The sequence below is a fragment of the Syntrophomonas erecta subsp. sporosyntropha genome, assembly GCF_055395365.1.
This window is the reverse complement of record NZ_AP042459.1, coordinates 2,490,501-2,511,108: the sequence shown is the minus strand read 5'-3', so window position 1 is coordinate 2,511,108 and position 20,608 is coordinate 2,490,501. Positions and strand designations below refer to the sequence as shown.

21 protein-coding genes and 1 riboswitch are annotated in these 20,608 nt (G+C 42.4%); of the genes, 2 read left to right on the top strand and 19 right to left on the bottom strand.

From position 1 onward, the window contains the following. Positions 1-12: 12 nt before the first annotated feature. The 3 genes from ACZ5Q0_RS12270 to ACZ5Q0_RS12260 form a co-directional block, all read right to left on the bottom strand. Entirely contained in the window at positions 13-342 is a 330-nt protein-coding gene (locus ACZ5Q0_RS12270) for an AzlD domain-containing protein (RefSeq protein WP_446820432.1), read from the bottom strand. Next, positions 332-1,018: an AzlC family ABC transporter permease gene (locus tag ACZ5Q0_RS12265; protein ID WP_446820433.1), complete on the bottom strand. Its 687-nt coding sequence runs from the start codon at positions 1,016-1,018 to the stop codon at positions 332-334. The genes ACZ5Q0_RS12270 and ACZ5Q0_RS12265 overlap by 11 nt, the downstream gene beginning before the upstream one ends. A 316-nt stretch (positions 1,019-1,334) precedes the next feature. Further along, positions 1,335-3,296, bottom strand: a complete 1,962-nt coding sequence (locus tag ACZ5Q0_RS12260) for a transglycosylase domain-containing protein (protein WP_446820435.1) — start codon at positions 3,294-3,296, stop codon at positions 1,335-1,337. Positions 3,297-3,615: 319 nt separating this feature from the next. Here ACZ5Q0_RS12260 and corA point away from each other — a divergent pair, with 319 nt between their 5' ends. Next, positions 3,616-4,593, top strand: coding sequence for a magnesium/cobalt transporter CorA (corA, locus tag ACZ5Q0_RS12255; protein ID WP_446820436.1), 978 nt, complete (start codon positions 3,616-3,618; stop codon positions 4,591-4,593). A gap of 81 nt (positions 4,594-4,674) precedes the next feature. Here the strand turns inward: corA and ACZ5Q0_RS12250 are convergent, their stop codons facing one another. Together ACZ5Q0_RS12250 and ACZ5Q0_RS12245 are read right to left on the bottom strand one after the other, a co-directional pair. Next, a complete protein-coding gene (locus ACZ5Q0_RS12250; protein ID WP_446820438.1) occupies positions 4,675-5,307 on the bottom strand; it encodes a DUF47 domain-containing protein in 633 nt (210 codons plus the stop codon). 79 nt (positions 5,308-5,386) lie between these two features. After that, a complete protein-coding gene (locus ACZ5Q0_RS12245) occupies positions 5,387-6,265 on the bottom strand; it encodes a radical SAM protein (protein ID WP_446820440.1) in 879 nt (292 codons plus the stop codon). A 143-nt stretch (positions 6,266-6,408) separates the two neighbouring features. Here ACZ5Q0_RS12245 and ACZ5Q0_RS12240 point away from each other — a divergent pair, with 143 nt between their 5' ends. Further along, positions 6,409-6,594 carry a small, acid-soluble spore protein, alpha/beta type gene (locus ACZ5Q0_RS12240; protein ID WP_446820442.1) on the top strand — a complete coding sequence of 62 codons (186 nt, stop codon included), beginning with the start codon at positions 6,409-6,411 and terminating at the stop codon, positions 6,592-6,594. A 331-nt stretch (positions 6,595-6,925) separates the two neighbouring features. On the opposite strand, the gene eam is transcribed toward ACZ5Q0_RS12240, so the two are convergent. From eam to truB, 14 genes are all read right to left on the bottom strand, one after another. Continuing rightward, the gene (eam, locus tag ACZ5Q0_RS12235) at positions 6,926-8,152 is read right to left on the bottom strand and encodes a glutamate 2,3-aminomutase (protein ID WP_446820752.1); all 1,227 of its coding nucleotides are present in this window, start codon (positions 8,150-8,152) and stop codon (positions 6,926-6,928) included. Positions 8,153-8,239: 87 nt separating this feature from the next. Further along, a riboswitch (cyclic di-AMP (ydaO/yuaA leader) is annotated at positions 8,240-8,370 on the bottom strand. Positions 8,371-8,413: 43 nt separating this feature from the next. Beyond that, positions 8,414-8,842, bottom strand: a complete 429-nt coding sequence (locus tag ACZ5Q0_RS12230; RefSeq protein WP_446820444.1) for an MgtC/SapB family protein — start codon at positions 8,840-8,842, stop codon at positions 8,414-8,416. Beyond that, positions 8,843-10,294 carry an IMP dehydrogenase gene (gene guaB, locus ACZ5Q0_RS12225; RefSeq protein ID WP_446820446.1) on the bottom strand — a complete coding sequence of 484 codons (1,452 nt, stop codon included), beginning with the start codon at positions 10,292-10,294 and terminating at the stop codon, positions 8,843-8,845. A 269-nt stretch (positions 10,295-10,563) separates the two neighbouring features. Then, positions 10,564-10,812: a helix-turn-helix domain-containing protein gene (locus tag ACZ5Q0_RS12220; protein ID WP_446820447.1), complete on the bottom strand. Its 249-nt coding sequence runs from the start codon at positions 10,810-10,812 to the stop codon at positions 10,564-10,566. A 130-nt stretch (positions 10,813-10,942) separates the two neighbouring features. Then, complete coding sequence (locus ACZ5Q0_RS12215; protein WP_447182575.1) at positions 10,943-11,212, bottom strand: YlmC/YmxH family sporulation protein; 270 nt, start codon at positions 11,210-11,212, stop codon at positions 10,943-10,945. Between the two features lie 14 nt (positions 11,213-11,226). Beyond that, positions 11,227-11,664: a dUTP diphosphatase gene (gene dut, locus ACZ5Q0_RS12210; RefSeq protein ID WP_446820449.1), complete on the bottom strand. Its 438-nt coding sequence runs from the start codon at positions 11,662-11,664 to the stop codon at positions 11,227-11,229. Positions 11,665-11,668: 4 nt separating this feature from the next. Further along, positions 11,669-12,937, bottom strand: a complete 1,269-nt coding sequence (locus tag ACZ5Q0_RS12205) for a M16 family metallopeptidase (protein ID WP_446820450.1) — start codon at positions 12,935-12,937, stop codon at positions 11,669-11,671. A gap of 159 nt (positions 12,938-13,096) precedes the next feature. Then, the gene (locus ACZ5Q0_RS12200) at positions 13,097-14,245 is read right to left on the bottom strand and encodes a D-alanyl-D-alanine carboxypeptidase family protein (protein WP_464827157.1); all 1,149 of its coding nucleotides are present in this window, start codon (positions 14,243-14,245) and stop codon (positions 13,097-13,099) included. Beyond that, entirely contained in the window at positions 14,211-14,957 is a 747-nt protein-coding gene (locus tag ACZ5Q0_RS12195; protein WP_446820453.1) for a polysaccharide deacetylase family protein, read from the bottom strand. Before ACZ5Q0_RS12195 ends, ACZ5Q0_RS12200 begins: the two co-directional genes overlap by 35 nt. Beyond that, complete coding sequence (locus ACZ5Q0_RS12190) at positions 14,954-15,847, bottom strand: VanW family protein (RefSeq protein ID WP_464827156.1); 894 nt, start codon at positions 15,845-15,847, stop codon at positions 14,954-14,956. The genes ACZ5Q0_RS12195 and ACZ5Q0_RS12190 overlap by 4 nt, the downstream gene beginning before the upstream one ends. 245 nt (positions 15,848-16,092) lie before the next feature. Continuing rightward, entirely contained in the window at positions 16,093-18,210 is a 2,118-nt protein-coding gene (locus tag ACZ5Q0_RS12185) for a polyribonucleotide nucleotidyltransferase (protein ID WP_446820753.1), read from the bottom strand. 51 nt (positions 18,211-18,261) lie between these two features. Beyond that, positions 18,262-18,531: a 30S ribosomal protein S15 gene (gene rpsO, locus ACZ5Q0_RS12180; RefSeq protein WP_446820457.1), complete on the bottom strand. Its 270-nt coding sequence runs from the start codon at positions 18,529-18,531 to the stop codon at positions 18,262-18,264. A gap of 272 nt (positions 18,532-18,803) precedes the next feature. Next, positions 18,804-19,742 carry a bifunctional riboflavin kinase/FAD synthetase gene (locus ACZ5Q0_RS12175; RefSeq protein ID WP_446820458.1) on the bottom strand — a complete coding sequence of 313 codons (939 nt, stop codon included), beginning with the start codon at positions 19,740-19,742 and terminating at the stop codon, positions 18,804-18,806. Further along, the gene (gene truB / locus ACZ5Q0_RS12170; protein WP_464827155.1) at positions 19,720-20,607 is read right to left on the bottom strand and encodes a tRNA pseudouridine(55) synthase TruB; all 888 of its coding nucleotides are present in this window, start codon (positions 20,605-20,607) and stop codon (positions 19,720-19,722) included. The genes ACZ5Q0_RS12175 and truB overlap by 23 nt, the downstream gene beginning before the upstream one ends. Between the last annotated feature and the right edge of the window lies 1 nt (position 20,608).

Below are 20,608 nucleotides of genomic sequence, written 5' to 3'. Positions count from 1 at the left end.
CTGCTTTATTTTCTACATCATTATAAAATTATGCAAAATAGCCATAAAAATAATGCCGGTTAATAAAGTATAAAAAAGGCTACGGGTGCGAACTGCTACCAAAAGCGTAGGAATAAATGCCCAGATATATAGGTTATTAAAGCTTATGAATATCTTCCCTTCCGGTGCCAGCACGCTAACAGCCATTAGTGCCCCCAGAACAGAGGGTGCTACAAATGAAAGCCACCGCTCAAGTATATCTGGAAACTCAAAACGGGAAAATAAAGCTATGGGAAGAATCCGGGGCAGAATACTTACCAGAGAAATTCCTATAATCATTAAATAAATTGAACTACCGCTCACCTAATATCACCCCCAGAGTTGCTGCTATAATTGTTGCAAAAATAATGTTGGACAGGTTAGCCAGGGTGGAGGGCCAGAAATATCCTATTAAAAGAGATATGACTATGGCAGCCATAGCTGCTACTACATCGCTCTTTTTGGCTACTACAAATATCAACAGACACGTATACATAGCAGGTAAGGCAAAGTTTAATCCGAACCTATCCGTATTAGTTATCATGGTTCCTAAAACGGCTCCTAATACTGTGCTGGTGATCCAACCAACATGGGACGTTATATTAAGGCCTGCCATATAAGAAGCGGTAGCTTCATGGTTCTGGTACCGGTTAACAGCCACTGCATAAGTTTCATCCGTAAGTCCATAAGATAAACCCGCCGCAATCCAGGGTTTTATCTTCCGAAAATGCGGTACCAGGGAAGTTGCAAATAAGAAATAACGCACATTAACTAGAATATTCGCTACTACTGCTGTAATTACTGCCCCTCCGGCTTGCATTACTCCTACCGCAATATACTGTCCTGCTCCAGTGAAGCAAAGTAATGACATTAATGTAGCCTGTACTACGGTCATACCCGCTTGGGTAGCCAACACCCCGAATGTAAAACCTAATGGCAAATAGCCTAAAACTACTGGAAATGATTCCCTTACTCCATCTAGTAATTCCTTCCTGTTCAATGTTCAATAATACCTTCCTTTTTTAAAATGATAGACCTGCTTTCACTGCAAATATTAATACCGTTTCAGTTTAAGGGTTTTTGCAGGCAAAATAATGCTATAAATTGCAAATATTTATTATTTACGATTATATACTACCATAATTACCAACCTATTATAAAATATCTAAATAATTTATTAAGGGCGTCTTTTTCCATTTCTCCAACCGGAAGGACACGGTTTTTTCGTGCAGCCATAAGGTACCTACTTATTAAACAAAAAAAGCGTTTTCCCCATAGGAATACGCTCATCTGGGTGCCAGGTATCGATGAAATTTTTATTGCACCCATTTCTCCCACCAGTTTTGACTGGATGAGTTACTATCCTGACCTGGTAGCAACCAATCCAGATGGGGGGCATGTTCATAACACACATCCTGTGGTTGGGTTCCTTTTATGAACGCCATTTCTACTACCCGGGGACAGGATTCACATGCAATCATACCGCTATCCAGGCATACACTCAACAATTCTACATTGGCAGGCCGTTCAAAATCCCTGGCACCTAATTTCTGCACAGCACTGCCCATAAACTGCGCCCAAATCGGACCTGCTGCTACCCCCCCGGTAAGATTAACATTTTGATTACGATCATAACCTACCCAAACTGCACAACAAATATGGGGAGTAAAGCCAACAAACCAGGCATCCTTGAACTCATCAGTAGTACCTGTTTTGCCGGCCACAGGAGCTCCCACCGCTGATTTAAGCCGGGATCCAGTCCCACCTGGTTCCATAACCCCTTTTAGCATGTCGGTAATAATATAAGCATTATCTTCTTTTATAGCCTGTTTCTGCTGGAGGCGGTTTTCTTCTAATACCCGACCCCGTTTGTCCTCCACCTTAATAACATAACCAGGCTCGCTGTAAATACCTTTATTAGCGAAAACTGAATAGGCCGTAGCCATACTCATTGGCGTTACTTCATTGGAGCCCAGTGGAAGTGATAACACCGGCTGCAGATTGTTAAAACCAAAATGTTGGGCATAGCCAGCTGATTCCTTAGGACCTAGAATATGATTTATCCTGACAGCTACCACATTATCTGATTTCATTATGGCTTCCTTAAGGGTAAATTTCCGCCAATGATAAGGCTTTTCACCATAGTCAGTTGGCCGATAAACATCCCCGTTAGATAGTTTATACTCAACCTCCTCGCACATTATTTGGTCAGCTGGAGTAAACCCATAGGCTATAGCCAGGGAATATACAAAAGGTTTAAAAGTTGATCCCGGCTGACGACGAGCAAAAGCGCGATTATAACTGGAAACAGCATAATCCCGCCCTCCTACCAGGGCTCTAACCTGCCCATTACGTGGATCCATAGCTACTAAAGCCGCCTGCATAGCAGGATCACGTTCGGCCATCCCCTGTTCATAAGCCTGGTTGGCAGCCTGCTGCATGTCTAAATCTAAAGTAGTATATACCCTAAGCCCTCCTTGGAAAACCATACGTTCTCCATATTTTTTGATTAAGTAGTTCTTTACCATATCAACAAAATAAGGAGCATCACCTACCAGAAAACCGGCCTGTTTGTAGTTAAGCGGTTCCGCCAGAACTTCACTTTTCTGAGTGCTGGTAATCATGTTTTCCTCTACCATCCGTTGTAAGACTATAGCCTGCCGATTTTTAGCCTTGTCAGGATTAAGATAAGGATCATATTCACCCGGCCACTGGGGAAGACCTGCTAGCAAGGTAGCTTCTGCCAGGGTAAGTTCTTTACTGCTTTTACCAAAAAAAGTGCGGGCAGCTACTTCTATACCATAAGCCCCATGTCCAAAATAAATAGTATTGCAATACATGGTTAGTATTTCATCTTTGCTGTACCTTCTTTCTAATTCTATGGCATAAATTAATTCCTTTAACTTACGCATTAAGGTACGTTCATTAGTTAGAAAAAGATTTTTAGCCGTCTGCTGGGTAATAGTACTTCCCCCGGCAGCAATTTTTCGCTCTTTTAAATTAACAAAAACGGCTCTCAATATTCCCGCTATATCTACCCCGTGATGATGGTAAAAATTTTTATCTTCTACTGCTATTATAGCCGACCTGAACTCAGGCGGTATCTCCTCTAAGGTAATACTTATACGGTTTTGCTCGGCCAGGCCTTTAATGACCCGTCCATTTATGTCAAATAGGACTGATGATTCCGGCACCTCAATCTCCGGAAGGCTGATGCCAAAACCACTGGTAGTTATAAGGATACCCATTATGATAATAAGCGAAATAGTTTTGCGCATAATATTTCCTCCTGCCCCTAAATTTACCCATAAATTGACGGTTTTATCCTTTTATTAAGGGCAGGACGGGCTAAAATAAGATACCTGATCAGCCTCTTATTATCGCTAATTATTTGCAAAGGGTTGACAACTTTACAGAAATAACGGTATATATCTTATTTAGGGGAATTAATTAATTTATGAAAGGCGGTGGTGATATGGAACCTATACCCGATTATCGATCGTGCAATATCACTATTTTTTACCCACAAATTAATATCGGGGAGGGTTACAGTAGCCACCAGGAGTTACCTTAACCCTCCGGTGAGGAGGGAGAGTCGTGATCAAGACTTACTACTACAACCAGGAAAATGATTCTATGTACCATGATGTAGACCTCAATCAAAAGGACACGCTTTTAGCTAATCCTAACAGCCTGCTCTGGATCGATCTTTACGATTGCTCCGCCAGTGAACTTCACTACATCGGTGACCTTTTCGATTTCCATCCGCTGGCCCTGGAAGACTGCCTGCAGCAAAGCCCCCGAGCTAAGCTGGACCGCTATGATGGTTACTATTTTTTCGTTTTTCATGCCTTGCGCTATTTTGAGGAAGCCCGGGAAGAAGATGAAATTACCAGTATTGAACTAGATGTCTTTATGGGCTCTAATTATATTGTCACTATTCACCCGGTTGCCCTCTGGACAGTAGGTAAAGTAGCCCGGGTATGCTTAAAAGATACCGAAATGATGAACCGGGGACCAGATTATCTTCTCTATCGGATAGTTGACAATATTGTTGATGATTGTTTTCCGGTTATCGACCGCTTAGGCGAAAGAATTGATGATTTAGAAGATAATATTTTTCTACACCGGGGCCGGGAAATTACTGAGGAGATCCTTACTTTAAAAACCAGCGTTATTCTGTTGCGTAAAGTATTAATCCCCCAGCGCAGGATCTTTGGTAATATTAATGGTCAGTACTCCTTTTTTATTAATATAGAAAATCGACCCTATTACCTGGATTTAGTGGATCATCTGGACAGCATTCTGGATGCGGTAAACACTTTTAGGGACCTTTTAAATAGTACTACTGAAACTTATTACTCTATTATTAACGGGCGTACTAGTGAGATAATCACTGTTTTAACTATAATATCTATAATCATGATGCCACTAACTGTTATTACCGGGTTTTACGGTATGAATGTAGCTCTACCCGGGGAAAGTAATCCCCATTCAGTATGGTATATACTGGCCGGAATGGTTGCTCTGGCAGCTAGTATGTTAGGCTTCTTCCGCTATCGCCGGTGGATTTAACTATTTTTGTTTCCTGCCGGGAGTAAAAACCCCTGGTAATCTTAGATTACCAGGGGTTTTCCCATACATATGTATATTAGATCAAGAATATTTTACACAAATATTGCTAATTAATTCAGCCACATCCTGGACATGATCCTGAGCCGTTTCAATGTGTTCATAAACTTCCCGCCACTTAATAATGGCTATTGGATCATGTTCATGTTTTTCAAACAAGTAGGCTACCCCATTTCGATACAGAAGATCCTGTTCTTTTTCTAACCTGAATATTTCTTCACAACAGTTTAAAATACTTTTTTTATTCTGCTCAACTCGTTTAAGCTGTTTAAAGGCCTTTTCCTGCAAAAGCAGGCTTTCATACAGTACATCCACCATATTTTTTATCCGTTCATCAGGCTGTCCCGCTTTATATAATATCATCCGGTCTATGATGCCGGTAATATAATCCAAGGTTGTAGAAAGCTCTTGGGCCAACTGAAAGGCATCTTCCCGGTCAAAGGGAAGAATGAAACTAGTATTCAATCTGCGTACCAGGTCCTGTATAATACGGTCGCCTTCATGCTCCATAGCCGTTAACCGAGCCATTTTTATATCTAAGTCCACATAATCATTAACCACATTACGGAGTATATCACCACCCCGAACAACAACCCGGGCACTTTCATTTAAAAGCTCAAAAAGCTGGTCATCCTTTTTGCCAAATAACGGCATCATATCCCCCCTAACACTGATGTTTATAAATAAATATAATACACCATTATGCCCGGGCAATGCAATAGTGCAAAAAATGTTCTTATAATCCCCTCAGATAATCTGGTCGCAAATATTTGGAGTCATGCGTACCAATGATACTGTTAATAGTTGCCACCATTTTTTCTTTGTCGTCAGGCAGACGGCCCTTAATGGGTAAATAATTCGAAGCATGATTACTTCTAAATTCGGTTTCCTGAACATTCAGATTTTCGATAATAATACGCAACTCCTCCAAAATCTCAAAAGGCTCAGGCAGTACAAATTCTCCCCTCTGGGCACGACGATATAATTCTGTTTTTGGTACCAGCATCAGGGTAAGCGCACCAATATAGTCGGGATTTATGTCATTACATATTTTAGCGGTATTAACAGCATGCTCCCGTGCTCGGGGAGTTCTGCCGGCTAGTCCCAGTAAAATAGTCACCGACAAAAGGATACCTGCCTGACGAAGTCTTCGTCCTGCTTCCACCATTTGGTCGTAGGTAACCCCTTTACGGATATCCTTAAGCAGTTCAGGATCACCGGTTTCCACCCCTAGATAAGCAATAGTTAATCCAGCCTCCTTAAGAGCCGTCAGTTCAGACATTTCCTTTTTCAGAACTACATCAGGACTGGCGTAAATACCCACATGATTTAAACTGGGAAAAGCTTTATATAGTTCTTTAATAATTTCCAGTAAATCATCAGTCTCCATAGCAATGGCATCCCCATCGGCAAGAAAAACCTTTTCCACATCGCCATAATAGCGGCGTGCCATGGCGATATCAGTCTTTATGTCCTCCAGGGGACGAATACTAAATTTCTTGTCCTTATACATGGCACAAAATGTGCATCTATTATGTGTGCAGCCGATTGTACACTGCAGGATATAACTTCTAGCTTCGCTAGGTGGTCGAAATATATTCCCCTCATATCGCATGTTTCCATCCTCCTTTTTATCTATTTTATACAAAAACAACAAGTAAGTGAAACCATTTACATAATATCGAATTTAATCTAGCCATATTTTCTCCGGTTATTATCAAACTATAATAGGTGCAAGTAAAGAAGGAGGTAATTTTGATGGCAAGAAAACAAGGCATTATGTCCGAAGAATTAAAATACGAAATTGCCCGTGAGCTGGGAGTCTATGACACCGTCGCCCGGGAAGGTTGGGGTGGCGTTAGTTCCCGTGATTGCGGGAATATTGTAGCCAAAGCCATAGAAATGGCAGAAAGAAGTCTTGCCCAAAATAACCAGATGCGTTAAAAACACTTGCACCATTCGGGGGTTTTTCCCCCGAACATATTTATATTTACCTGGCAGCCGACAGGAGGTGGTCAAATGATAACCGGAAGTACTCCTTTAGAAGATGCTCTGGCGATCCCTGGTGCACACCAGGTTTTTCAGAAATACGGAATTGCCTGTGTGGGCTGAATGGGGCTTAGATTTGAAACCGTCGAGCAGGGAGCTCGCGCTCACCGGGTACCTCTGGAAAAACTGTTAAGAGACCTGCGTCAGCTGGAAAGTGAAAATAAGGGGTAATTACCCCTTATTTTATTGCGCCCAACTATACAGTACCGATATGATATTAAAATTATTATAACTCCAGGTCAGGATATTTTAATATTTTTCCTTCCCAGGTACGTAGAGTAATTTCGCTATTATCTAAAGAAATTAAATATTCCGGTAATATAGGAGTTTTGCCTAGTCCACCCGGTGCATTGATAATGTAAGTTGGAACTGCCATACCCGAAGTATAGCCCCGTAGTTGCCTCATGATGTCTATCCCTGTTTCTACCCGGGTAATAAAATGCGAAGTTCCCTGCACTTGTTTAGCATGAAATATATAATAAGGTTTAACTCGAATCTTTAACAATTCCTGATTAAGTTTTTTCATAATATGAGCAGAATCATTAATACCTTTTAAAAGAACTGCCTGATTGCCCAGCACTACTCCAGCTTTAATTAATTTATCACAAGCTTTTTTGGCTTCAGGGGTTATCTCCTGAGGGGCATTAAACTGAGTATTAATATAAATAGGCGGATGTTTTTCCAATATAGCACACAGTTCCGGTGTTATCCGCTGGGGCAGGGTTGCCAGAACACGAGTACCAATACGCTTAATTTCCACATGATCCATAGAATCCAGTTCAGTTAAAATCCACTCCAACATTGTATTACTAAGCATCAGGGTATCACCACCAGTAATAAGCACATCCCTTATTTCCCGGTTTTTACGTACATAATCCAGAGCTTCGGCTAATTCCCGACGAGTAATATGCTCATCATGTTCCCCGAAATTCCTCCTCCGCTGGCAATGACGGCAATACATAGCACACTGGTTGGTGACATTAATAATCAATCGATCCGGGTAGCGACGGGTAACACGGGGGGCCGGATTAGTTACAGTCTCACCCATAGGATCTGGATTACCGGATTGATCCTGGGCTTCGCAAATATCTGGTACGGCTTGTTTATATATGGGAGATTGCCGGTAATTTGCAAAATCAATTAAACTTAAATAATATGGAGAAACCGCCCAGCGAAACTGAGCTGACAGTTCCTGTAATTCAATTTTTTCCTGCCTGCTTAAAGGAATAAAATTTCCTAAAACCCCTACATCACAAATGCGATGCTTCATTTGCCAGATCCAGCTATCCCAATCTTCCTCATTTCCTCCAAAATAATCTAGTATCCTGGCTTTGTTTTTACGGGTACGTTCAGCCATGCGAAAACCGGTTTCCAATGCTGGTTCAATCTCCAGATAATCAGTAATCTGTTGTTTCAGTTCAGCCGCCCTTTGTAATGATAAATCACGATTCATGCTCTCTTCCCTGGTCAAAAAAAACCCTCCTTTTTATATGATAAAAATGGAGGGTTTTTTGGCATACATATGTGTACAATTATAAAATCACCCTCCCTTAGTACGCTTACGAAGTTAGCTGTCGGGTTAGGGCCAAGGGTAGCCCCTCAGGTAAACCTGACTCACCCCAAATTTGGGTCCCCCGCTCTGTGGATTTACAGATTAAGCGTCAGAACATAAATAATGTTCTAGCCATATTATACCGAATAATCGTTTACCATTTCAATCGTTCTTTCCCGTTTTATGCCATTTATTTATAACGTTTAATATCCAGTAGATTAACACCACCCCAAAAGCAGCAGCTACTGAAGCATTTTTTAGGCCTGCACCAATTAAAATCCCCATTATAGAAGTAAGCCACAGGGAAGTGGCAGCTGGCATACCCTCTACTCGCCGATCTTCAGTAACCCAGATTAATCCCGTTCCAATAAACCCCAGGGCCGAAATTACCTGGGCTGCTAACCTACCAGGATCACTAAACCACGGACCTATATACATTTTATAAAATTCCGTAGAAACTATGGTAACCAGAGTTGCTCCCAGGCAGGTAACCGTAAAGAGCCTGATAGTTCTGGAGTCACTATTAAACATTCCTATAACCAACCCTACCAGTCCTGCTATAAGTAACCGCCCGGAATAATCATATAACATTTATACCACCCTATAATTAGGGGCCTCCTTAGTAATAAACACATCATGGGGGTGGCTTTCGGTCAGACCGGCATTAGTAATACGTATAAATTTAGATTTGGTTTTCATTCCCTCAATGTTAGCCACACCACAATATCCCATCCCCGCCCTTAGTCCGCCGATGAGCTGGAATATGGTTTCCGATACATAGCCTTTATAAGGTACTCTTCCTTCAATACCCTCAGGCACCAGCTTTTTTGCATCCTCCTGGAAATACCGATCACTGCTACCTTCCACCATGGCACCTAATGACCCCATACCCCGGTATACCTTGTAGCTGCGTCCCTGAAGAATAACTACTTCTCCAGGACTTTCTTCCGTACCCGCCAGTAAGTTACCCAACATGACAACATCAGCTCCGGCAGCAATAGCCTTAGCAATGTCACCCGAATGTTTTATACCCCCATCGGCTATGATAGGAATATTATATTTAGCTGCTACCCCTGCACAGTCCATAACGGCTGTAATCTGGGGTACACCAATCCCTGCTACTACCCGGGTAGTACATATGGACCCAGGACCAATCCCCACTTTAACAGCATCTACACCCGCCTGGATAAGTTCTTCAGTGGCCTCGCCAGTAGCTACATTACCAGCGATTAAATCCAGTTCCGGGAATTTCCTTTTGATGTCCTTGACCATATTAATGACACCTACTGAATGGCCATGGGCTGTATCAACCACAACAACATCCACACCAGCCTTTTTCAATGCTTCCACTCTTTCAAAGGTGTCTTTAGTTACTCCTACGGCTGCCCCCACCAGTAGACGCCCCCTATGATCTTTAGCAGCATGAGGGTATTTAATATTCTTTTCAATATCCTTTATGGTAATAAGGCCCATTAAGTTAAAATAATCATCTACCAGGGGTAGTTTTTCGATTTTGTATTGGCGCAGGATATCCATAGCTTGATCAAGGGTAGTATCAACTGGAGCAGTTACCAGTCCTTCACTAGTCATTACATTGCGTATAGGCTGGTTAAAATCCGTCTCAAAGCGAATATCACGGTTAGTAATAATACCTACCAGTTTACGCCCCTCGGTTATTGGTACTCCGGAAATACGGTAATGTTCCATTATATCCAGGGCATCCTGGATCATGTCATCAGGAGACAAATAGAAGGGATCAGTAATTACACCATGTTCCGATCTTTTCACCCGATCAACCATTTTCGCCTGTTCCTCGATGGACATGTTTTTGTGTATAATGCCAAGTCCACCTTCACGTGCCAGGGCTATTGCCATACGGGTTTCGGTAACCGTATCCATTCCGGCACTTATGATTGGTACTTCCAACCGCAGGTTCCTGGTCAATCGGGTAGAAACATCTACTTGACTGGGAAGAATCTCCGACCTGCCCGGTATAAGTAATACATCGTCAAAGGTGAGACCTTCCTTGTAAATTTTATTCATCTTCGCCTGGTCCTCCTTCGGAAATTTAGGTTATATTACAGTATTATAATAAAAATTGCAAGATAACTATAGGGATGTTTATTTAAGAAGGGGCCATTATTTGCATTCCGCAGGATATAATAACTTAATCGTAGTATACCCCATACTGAATATTTCGTAAAACTTTAAATTTACTATTGATATTCTGCTTAAACTATCATTAGCCGGATGAAATAAATAAACACGTTGATCACAAACCATAACGGAAAATTCCCCAACAAAAAAGGGACTTAGTCGCCCCCTTCAACTGAACTAATTCCATAACGGAAGAAATGTTCTTTTAATCTTTCTATGGTCTGCTGGCTAACCGTAAATTTCCAAGCCATTTCTTCACTTGATAGACCGTTTTTTAAACATTCAATAAATTGATCATAATCTACACCGGCTTCCCTGACCATCTCCGGAAGAGCCTGAATACGACTCCAGGGTGGGAAACGACCCTGACCATTATTATTATAATTGGAAGATTCCTCACGCATGGGTATCACCTCCTGTTTTTTTTATCATCCCCAGGCAGGATATAAACCATGCGATTATTCCCTTCCGATTGTTTATGGAACAGCCTTACTAGATAAAAAACTGCCGGTTAGGCAGCTCATTAACTATGTATTAAATTGAATGATTTTTAAGCCTCATATGGGTATGGTCCAGATCAACTACAATTACCTCGCGCCCAATTTTTTTAACTGCCTCCCAGGGTATCACCAGTTTTTGGCGATCCGCCCAGAAGTTAAAGGCATTGCCCCGGTTAGGTAATATTATCGAAACGATATTTCCCGTTTCCTGGTCAACCACCATATCAGACTCACCTACGGTGCCCATTCTCATTCCATCGTAAATATTTACCATTTCTTTACCTATTAACTCATTGAGACGCAAAGACTTCCCTCCCCTTATACTCCAGTATGACCAAAACCGCCTGCCCCCCGCTCAGTCTCACTCAGGTTTTCCACCTCAATAAACTGGGCTTTTTCCACCCGGGTAAAAACCATCTGAGCCAGGCGTTCTCCTCTTTTTAAAATATACTCTTTGTCCCCTAAATTTATAACTAGTACCTGGATTTCACCCCGGTAATCAGCATCAATAGTTCCTGGAGTGTTAAGGATCGTCAGCCCATATTTCAGGGCTAGTCCACTACGGGGCCTGATCTGAGCCTCGTAGCCTGCCGGTAAGGATAAAGCTATTCCAGTCGGAACTAGTACCCTATTCCCCGGGGAAATAACTATATCATCACAATTAGCCGCATAAAGATCAACTCCGGCAGAACCAGCAGTCATATAGCGGGGTAAGGGCAGATCCTCGCTATGTAATCTCCTAATGTAAACCTTCATTTATCTACTCCCACCACTCGATATAATTCTGTTCGGCTTCTGCCAGGGCCTCACTGGTACCAATAGCCGCCAGGGAAAACAACTCTTTTGGTAAAGTATCCCTGGCCAGAGCCTGAACCTGATCCGGAGTTATATTCAGTATTTTATCAATAACCTCTTCTACCGGTATAACCCGGTCATACATTAAAATAGCCTTGCCCAAGCGGCTCATACGGTTCATAACACTTTCCATACCCAGGTAGACACTGGATTTTATCAATTGCTGGGTACGCAGAACCTCTTCCTGGCTTACCCCTATATCGATAAATTTATCCAATTGCTTTTTCAATTCTTTAAAAAACAAGCCCAATTTGCTGGGACCTGTCCCAATATATATGGAGTATGAACCAGTATCAGAATAGTTAGCCGGTACAGAATATACTGCATACGCTAGTCCCAGTTCCTCTCGTAAGGATTGGAATAATCGGGAGCTTAACCCACCCCCCAGAATACTATTCATCACACTCTGGGTATAACGCCTATCATCCCAATAGGATAGCCCCGGTACCCCCAGACAGATCTGCACCTGCTCAGTTTTCTTTTCCACCAAGTTAATAAACTGGGTATGGGGTTCCGGCTTATCCTGTACCAGGCTTACCTCTTCAGCACTCTGGTTACTAGTAAGTGTTTCCAGGTATTCTCGTACTTTTTTAGCATCAATATTACCGGCCACTGCTATAACCATATTAGAAGGTACATAACCACGCTTATAAAAATCGTAAATTTTAGCACGCTCAAATCCCGAAACAGAATCCAGGCTTCCTAGTATAGGTGCCCCCATGGGATTTCCTTCCCATAGTTTTTGCGCAAATACATCATGAATTAGATCGTCCGGGGTATCTTCATACATGTTAATTTCCTCGATAATTACCCCTTTTTCCGTTTCAAATTCCCGGGGGCTAAAGGTGGAATTAAACAACATATCAAAGACAATGTCAATGGCAGTATAAATATTTTCATCTAAAGTACGGGCATAAACACAAGTATATTCTTTGGCAGTATAGGCATTAAGCTGTCCGCCTATCCCTTCAAAAGCCTCCGCAATATCACGGGCACTTCTAGTCTCTGTTCCCTTAAAAAGCATATGTTCAACAAAATGGCTTCCGCCAGCTATCTCAGCAGTCTCATAACGTGAACCAACTTTAATAAATACGCCGATGGCAGCCGATTTTAGATAGGGGATTTCCTCTACTACCAGTCTAGCCTTACTATTTAAATTCCAAAAATGTATCACATCTTTACCTCCAAACTAGCATTATTAATTATTCAATTTGCACAACTGGGAATCCTTTGTAAATTTTTAGATCATAATTATTTTACTAATAATTCTCGACAAAAAACCGGGCTAAAACCCTGTTCAACTTTATGTGGATTTACTCGAAAAGCTTTAATTCTATTTTTTAGGAGTTTGGAATAATCTATCTAACAGTTGTTTTACCGGCCCGTCAGCCCGTTTTACCTCATCACAGCAAATCAGTCCAATACTATTTACCAGGTGTCCATCAGCATAAATATCCAGTACTCCCACCTGGGTACCTGCTTTAATAGGTGCAGTCAGATCATAATTCATCCTTACCTTTTTTTCAATCGAGGGACTTTTTTCTCCTTGCCATAAATAGACATCCTGCTCTGGATAAATATGGACATAAAGAACTGCTCCTTCATTTACCTTTAACTCTTTGAAACTGGCTGATTTGTCTATGATCTTATTACAGCGAGTTTCATTAAATCCATAATCAAGTAAGCGGGCACAGTCCCCCCCACGATCACCTGAACGCAAGGCTACTGCTATTAATTGCCGGTGGTTGCGAGTAGCTGAGGCAACCAGACACTTACCGGCAGCATTAGTTGTTCCTGTTTTAATACCATCAGCACCCGGATAACTGTACAACAAGGTATTAGTATTAGTTATGGTCAGAGGCTTACGGTACCCGGGATGCTGGAAATCAGTCTGTCGGGTAGCTACCAGTTCACTTAGGTATGGATTTTGTAGGACATACCTACCTATTTGCGCTAAATCATAGGCACTGCTGTAATGGTTTTTCGATGGGAGTCCGGAAGCGCTCTCAAAGTGAGTATTAACGGCTCCAATGACAAAGGCCTTTTTAGACATCAGATGAGCAAAAAAACGCTCATTGCCAGCCACATGTTCGGCTAAAACTACAGATGCATCGTTAGACGAGCGGATAAGGGCCACCTTAATAAGTTCTCCCACTGAAATCTTTTGCCCGGCCCGCAGGCCAATGGTGTATTCGGGAGTATGATCAGCCTTTTCACTAACTTCGGCTATTTCACCTAATCCGGCATATTCCACCGCCAATATAGCAGTTAACATCTTAGTGGTACTAGCTACCGGACGCAATTGATCCGCATTTTTCGATAAAACCACCTGTCCACTGGCCCCATCAACCAGGCAGTAATATTCAGATGACAGCCAGGGCGCAGCCAGAACCGAAGGGTGATAACAGAGCATCCATAAGCTGCACAATGCAATTACTAATGATGTTTTAGTTACCTTCGTCATGAGCCTTCTTCTTTTCACCTGATAGTACTATTTTGTCAATCGTAACCATTTTGTAGCCTTCCTCCCTAAGACTGCTCAACATGCCAGGAAGGGCTTTAACAGTAGGTTCGGTAGGATGCATTAGTATAATGGCATCATTGTGAACCTTATTACCCACTCTCTTAATTATAGTTTCCGGTGCCGGACGTTGCCAGTCTATGGTATCTACACTCCACATAGTCAGGTTGTAACCCAAATCAGAAACTACCGTCATTAAACGTTTATTATGTTCACCATAAGGAGGAGCAAAAAAAGTTGGTTTCTTCCCGGTAATTTCTTTAATTACCTGCTCGGCTTTCTTTATCTGTTTATGGGCTTCTTCCGGGGAAAGGCTATTAAAATGAACATGCTGGTAGCCGTGGTTTTGAATACTATGCCCTTCCTTAGCCATATGTTTTAGCATTTCCTGATTGTTTTCTGCCCAGCGTCCGGTGACATAAAACGTAACCCGGGCATTATTTTTCTTGAATTCTTTTAGCATTTCCGGTAGATACTCTTCTCCCCAGTCAACATTAACAGTAATTGCTACCATCTTTTTTCCGGTATTACCTTGATATATAGGTTCTCTCATCTGGGATGCGATACCGGAACCACTGAAATAAAGTAAAGAAAATCCCAAAAAACTACCTATCAGCAGCAGAATTGCTACTCCCCCCAAAAGCCACTGCTTACTAAAATAATAGATTTTCATTTTTTCTCTCCCCCCATAATTCGTACCCACACCAGGCCATTACTCACCCCTGCTTTAATAATAACCGGATTATTAAACGTATTAGCAAATTTTAGATCTAATGAGCCATAATTGACAGTAGCATCCTTTCCGGGCGGAACATAACTTACCGGTTTACTATGCTGGTGGCGTTCCACTATTTTAAACCCCGCCTGAGATGCAGCATTAAACAAGGTACTTGATACCTGACATACCCCTCCTCCATATCCGGGTTCGGTCCCACCCATTAGAATGACGGGAGCAGGTAAATAGCCTCGTTCAGGTGTACGTGGCCCGACCACCTCATTAAAAGAAAAAACCTCTTGGGGCCATAGCAAGGTATTATTTACTGCCTGAGCAGCCAAGGAAATATTAGTATAACGCTTATAATCTCCCCGTAGCCAGGTTTCATAATATCCTTGTACCTGATCCAGGGAGGCCAGTTCTTGATGGGAGTGCTGGGCAGGCACCATTATCCGTACCATTTTAAGGTGGTCATTATTATTAGCTAGCAGAACCTGATTTACCGTTTTATCAATATCTATCACCCAGCCATTACGTTCCGGTATTATCTCTCCAGTATTTTTATCAATATATGGTTCACGAGCCAGGTGTTGGTGCTGAATGGCAAGTTCCATTACCACCTCTCTTACTTCTTCAGGTAGTAAACGCTGCATTTCCCTGCTTTCGAGAGTAACTCCCGGCTTCACACCGTTAAGATCCCGGGCCAGCCCATCTAACCAACTGCTAAACACCGTAATACTAATAAAAAAGGTTAACAGGAAAAAAGCCTGGCTGTTAATTTTGATAAAGTAAATGCCATTCTTAAAAAATCTTGCCCACCCCAAATCACCTTTATTCTTATAATACATATTCCGGTTAATGTTCCGGTATGCACTTTGGTAATGAGCTTTTTAAAGAACCGCCTGCCCATGCTGGATAATTAGTACTAGCATAATTTATTATTAATGTTTTGGTGGCTAGCTACAATCAAAATTAAGTTTTGTTTTTCGCGTAATACTGACCTGCTGTCAGAATAGGTCACCATCGCCTAAAAAGCCCAGAAAAGACAAATAAACCGAGACATCTCGGTTTACTTGGATTACAGATATTCGATTTAGCGAATTACCTTAGTGGTGTTTTTTAGAACTGCTTTGCGGGAAAGGTTTACTCGTCCCTGTTTATCAATTTCAGTAACTTTAACCAGGATCTGATCCCCGATTTTGACTACATCAGTGACTTTATTTACCCTTTCTTCCGCCAGTTGCGATATATGCACCAGTCCCTCTTTACCCTGGGTTCCCAATACACCAGGAATAATTTCCACAAAGGCACCAAAATCCATGATGCGTTTAACCGTTCCCATGTATGTTTTACCAACTTCAACATCAGCTACAATAGACTCTACATAATGTTTAGCTTTCCGGGCCGCTTCCTCATCAGTAGCCAGGATATATAAACTGCCATCATCCTCAATGTCTATTTTGCAGCCAGTTTCATCAACAATCTTGTGAATAGTCTTGCCGCCGGGACCGATAACTTCACGGATTTTATCGACTGGAATTACCATTCTAGTCATACGAGGCGCATAAGGCGACAATTCCGGACTAGGTTGATCTATTACCGCCAACATTTTATCCATAATAAACATCCGGCCTTCCCGAGCCTGCTGTAAAGCTGCTGCCACCACCTCCCGGTTTACTCCGGTGATCTTAATATCCATTTGAATAGCGGTGACTCCAACCTCAGTACCAGCCAGTTTAAAGTCCATGTCCCCCAAAGCATCCTCAATCCCCTGGATATCGCTTAAAATGGCAAATTCTCCATCTTCACCTTTTACCAACCCCATAGCAATTCCCGATACCGGTCTTTTAATAGGCACACCGGCATGCATTAAGGAAAGGGTACTGCCACATACGCTGCCCATGGAACTAGAACCATTAGATTCCAAAACCTCAGATACTACCCGGATAGTATAGGGAAATTCCTCTTCAGAAGGAATGACTGCCGAAAGAGCACGTTCCGCCAGAGCTCCATGCCCGATCTCCCTGCGACCCGGCCCCCGGATAGGACGAACTTCCCCTACGCTGTATGGCGGGAAATTATAATGATGGATATAGCGTTTCGACTCGGCAATACCTAATCCATCCAGAATCTGCTCTTCACTAATGGCTCCCAGGGTAGTTACTGAAAGTACCTGGGTTTGTCCACGAGTAAAAAGCCCGGAACCATGAGGTCGGGGTAAATAGCCTACTTCACAGCTTATGGGACGAATCTCCTTTAACTTACGTCCGTCTACCCGGTCACCATCCTCCAGAATCATTCTGCGAACTATCTCCTTAAGCAATTTGTCTACCATGGTATCAACCTGCTTTAGTTCCTCAGGGTAAGTCTCGGCAAAATGCTCCAGAATCTTATCTTTAGCCGCATCCATATGTGCTTCACGAGATTTTTTCTCCGGGTTACGCACTGCTTCTTCTAATAGAGCAGTACCATATTCACGAACTGCCTCTTCAATTTCCTCACTGACTGTAAAGGTGACCACTTCCATTTTAGGCTGACCAAGTTCGGCGATGATAGGTTCCTGGAAAGTACAAATCTTCTTTATTTCCTCATGAGCATGAAAAATTGCTTCCAAAACAGTGGCTTCCGGGACTTCATTGGCATTTCCTTCCACCATCATGATGGCATCTTTAGTACCGGCTACAGTAATATGCATATCCCCATTGATAGTTTGTTCTACAGTAGGGTTGATCACTAACTGGCCGTCAACCATGCCTACAACTACAGCCGCTACTGGCCCGGCAAAAGGTATATTAGATATATTCAGGGCTACTGATGCCCCCACAATCGCAGAAACATCAGGTGCATTATCCTTTTCCACTGATAAAACAGTAGCTACTATATGGATATCATTACGGAATCCCTTAGGAAATAATGGGCGGATAGGCCGGTCAATCATACGGGCAGAAAGGGTAGCAATTTCGGTGGCCCTTCCTTCCCTTTTAATAAAACCACCTGGTATTTTACCGGCTGCATATTGCTTTTCCTCGTAATCCACAGTTAATGGAAAGAAGTCAATTCCTTCCCGTGGTTCTTTTGAAGCAGTAGCTGTAACCAGGACTACCGTATCGCCATACCGAACTAAGGCCGCTCCGTTAGCCTGTTTGGCAACCTGTCCCACTTCAATAATCAAAGGTCGACCGGCCACTTCTATTTGATACTTGTGTACGATACTTAATTCCTCCTTTCAAGTAAATAAAGTGAAAGAGCGGATTGCCGCTCTTTACCTGCGTAAACCAAGCCTGGTAACAATATTACGATAGCGTTCGAAATCCTTCTTTTTTAAATAATCAAGAAGGGCACGACGCTGACCCACCATTTTAAGCAGTCCTCTTCTGGAATGGTGGTCCTTTTTGTTGACTTTGAGATGTTCATTTAGATAATTGATCCTCTCAGTCAAAATGGCAATCTGGACCTCCGGAGATCCGGTATCAGTTTCATGAATCCGATACGACTGGATAAGCTCTTCTTTTCGCTCTGGGGTCAAAGCCATATTTTCACCTCCTCTAATCAGTAATCGCCACCGACCCAGCTAAACGCCGGAGAAAACGTATAACCGCGCCGATGGTTCATATAACTTTAACTATAGTTTTTTATTAAAACGGTTTTTAATACCGCCCTTTCCCTAATGGTATAACTAAATAAGTATATAAAAGCTGCCTATTTAAATTTTGCCAAAAAAAAACGACCTTATACAATTACTGCGGTACTTCGTTAAATTGTAGCACAGGCACCGTTAAAAGTAAACGAAAGAAAATCCAAGTTTTAGGAAGGTATACTCAGAATATCAGCTGCCGTATCACGATCCATGCTAATCTGTTTTACCAGTTCCTCTAACCCATTAAACCGCTTTTCATCCCGTATCTTTTGCACAAAGGTCAGGGTTACCAATTCCCCGTATATTTGGCGGTTAAAATCTATTAAATGGGCTTCCACGGTTACCGGGTATTCTTGATGAAAAGTCGGTTTACGACCAATATTAACCACGGCTTTATAGGTTTGACGGTTTACAGTAGCTAAAGCAGCATAAACCCCTACTCCAGGAATAATCAAATTATCACCGGCCTCTAAATTAGCCGTCGGATAGCCTATTTTAGTTGATCCGCGCTTTTCCCCATCCACCACCTTACCCTGCCAGCTAGGATAGTATCCCAGCATGTCAGCAGCAGTTTTAATATCTCCATCTTCCATAGCCTGGCGTATCAGACTGCTGGAAACCACCTGGCCCTTAATCTCAAAAGGGGGAATTATGTGGACTAAAAAGTTATGTTTTTCTCCCAATTGTTTAAGATATTCCGGCCTACCAGCACCACGATAACCAAATGAATAATTAAACCCTACAAAAACTTCCTTGACCTTAAGGTAATCAACCAGTATTCTGCTTACAAATTCCTCCGGTGACCACCTGGCTATAGCCGGTGTAAATGAATTGTATATTAACAGTTCAACCCCTAGGTTCTCAAACAGTTCTGCTTTACGTTCAGCCGTAACCAGCATTCGCGGAGCCCGGTGGGGGTTTATAACCTGGCCGGGATGAGGATCAAAGACAAAAGCCCCGGCCTGCCCCTGACCGGTGCGGGCCCGGTTAACCATTTGTTCAATTAAATATTGATGTCCCTGGTGTACTCCATCAAAATTCCCCAGTGCCAGGTATAAAGGAACCTCCCCGGCGGTATAGTTTTCAATCTCCCGAATGATCTTCATTAATCTGTCCCTCACTTATAGCTTTATACAATACCCTTTCCGGTTTTAGATATTTTTTACTGGTGTCGTGGTTTATATGAGCAATAGCTATTATCCGTCCCTCCCGGTTATAAACCCTCACTTTGGTTCCGGGGGGTAGACTGATTTCTATAGGGATAGCCTGACCATTAAGCATTTTTTTAGTAAATGACATAGACTCCAGCTTTATAGCTGGCATATCTACTAGCGGATAATCAAGTTGGTAAAGAAAATAGGGCAAACCCCCATGCATTTCTGCGATTGTCTCCATAGTAACAGCATCAGAAATCGAAAAAGCCCCTGCTTGGGTCCTAGTTAATGCTGACATAAAAGCTCCACTACCCAAAGCTTTTCCAATATCGTGGCATAAAGTACGTATATAGGTACCCCGGGAACATGTAACCTCTAGTTCCACAACTGGATAATCATGCTGTTGCTCTACATTCAATATCTTAATACTATATATATGCGCCTGGCGCGGCTTACGCTCAACCTCAATTCCCTCTCTAGCTAATTGGTAGAGGCGTTTCCCCTGGTGATGAACTGCAGAATACATAGGAGGAATCTGCTCAATATCACCTAGAAAAGAAAAAATTACCTCATTCAGCCTTTCCGGGTCTATTGAGGCATTGCCCCAGGCTATTTTTCCCCAGGCATCCTGGGTAGTGGAAGTCCCCCCCAGGGTCATAGCCGCCCGGTAGATCTTGATATCATCTTCTATGTAAGGAATTATCCGGGTAGCCTGTCCAATAGCAATGGGCAATACCCCGGTAGCCATCGGATCCAAGGTTCCTGTATGTCCAATTTTAATCTTACGAGGCAGGAATTTCTTTAAGGCTCGAATCACA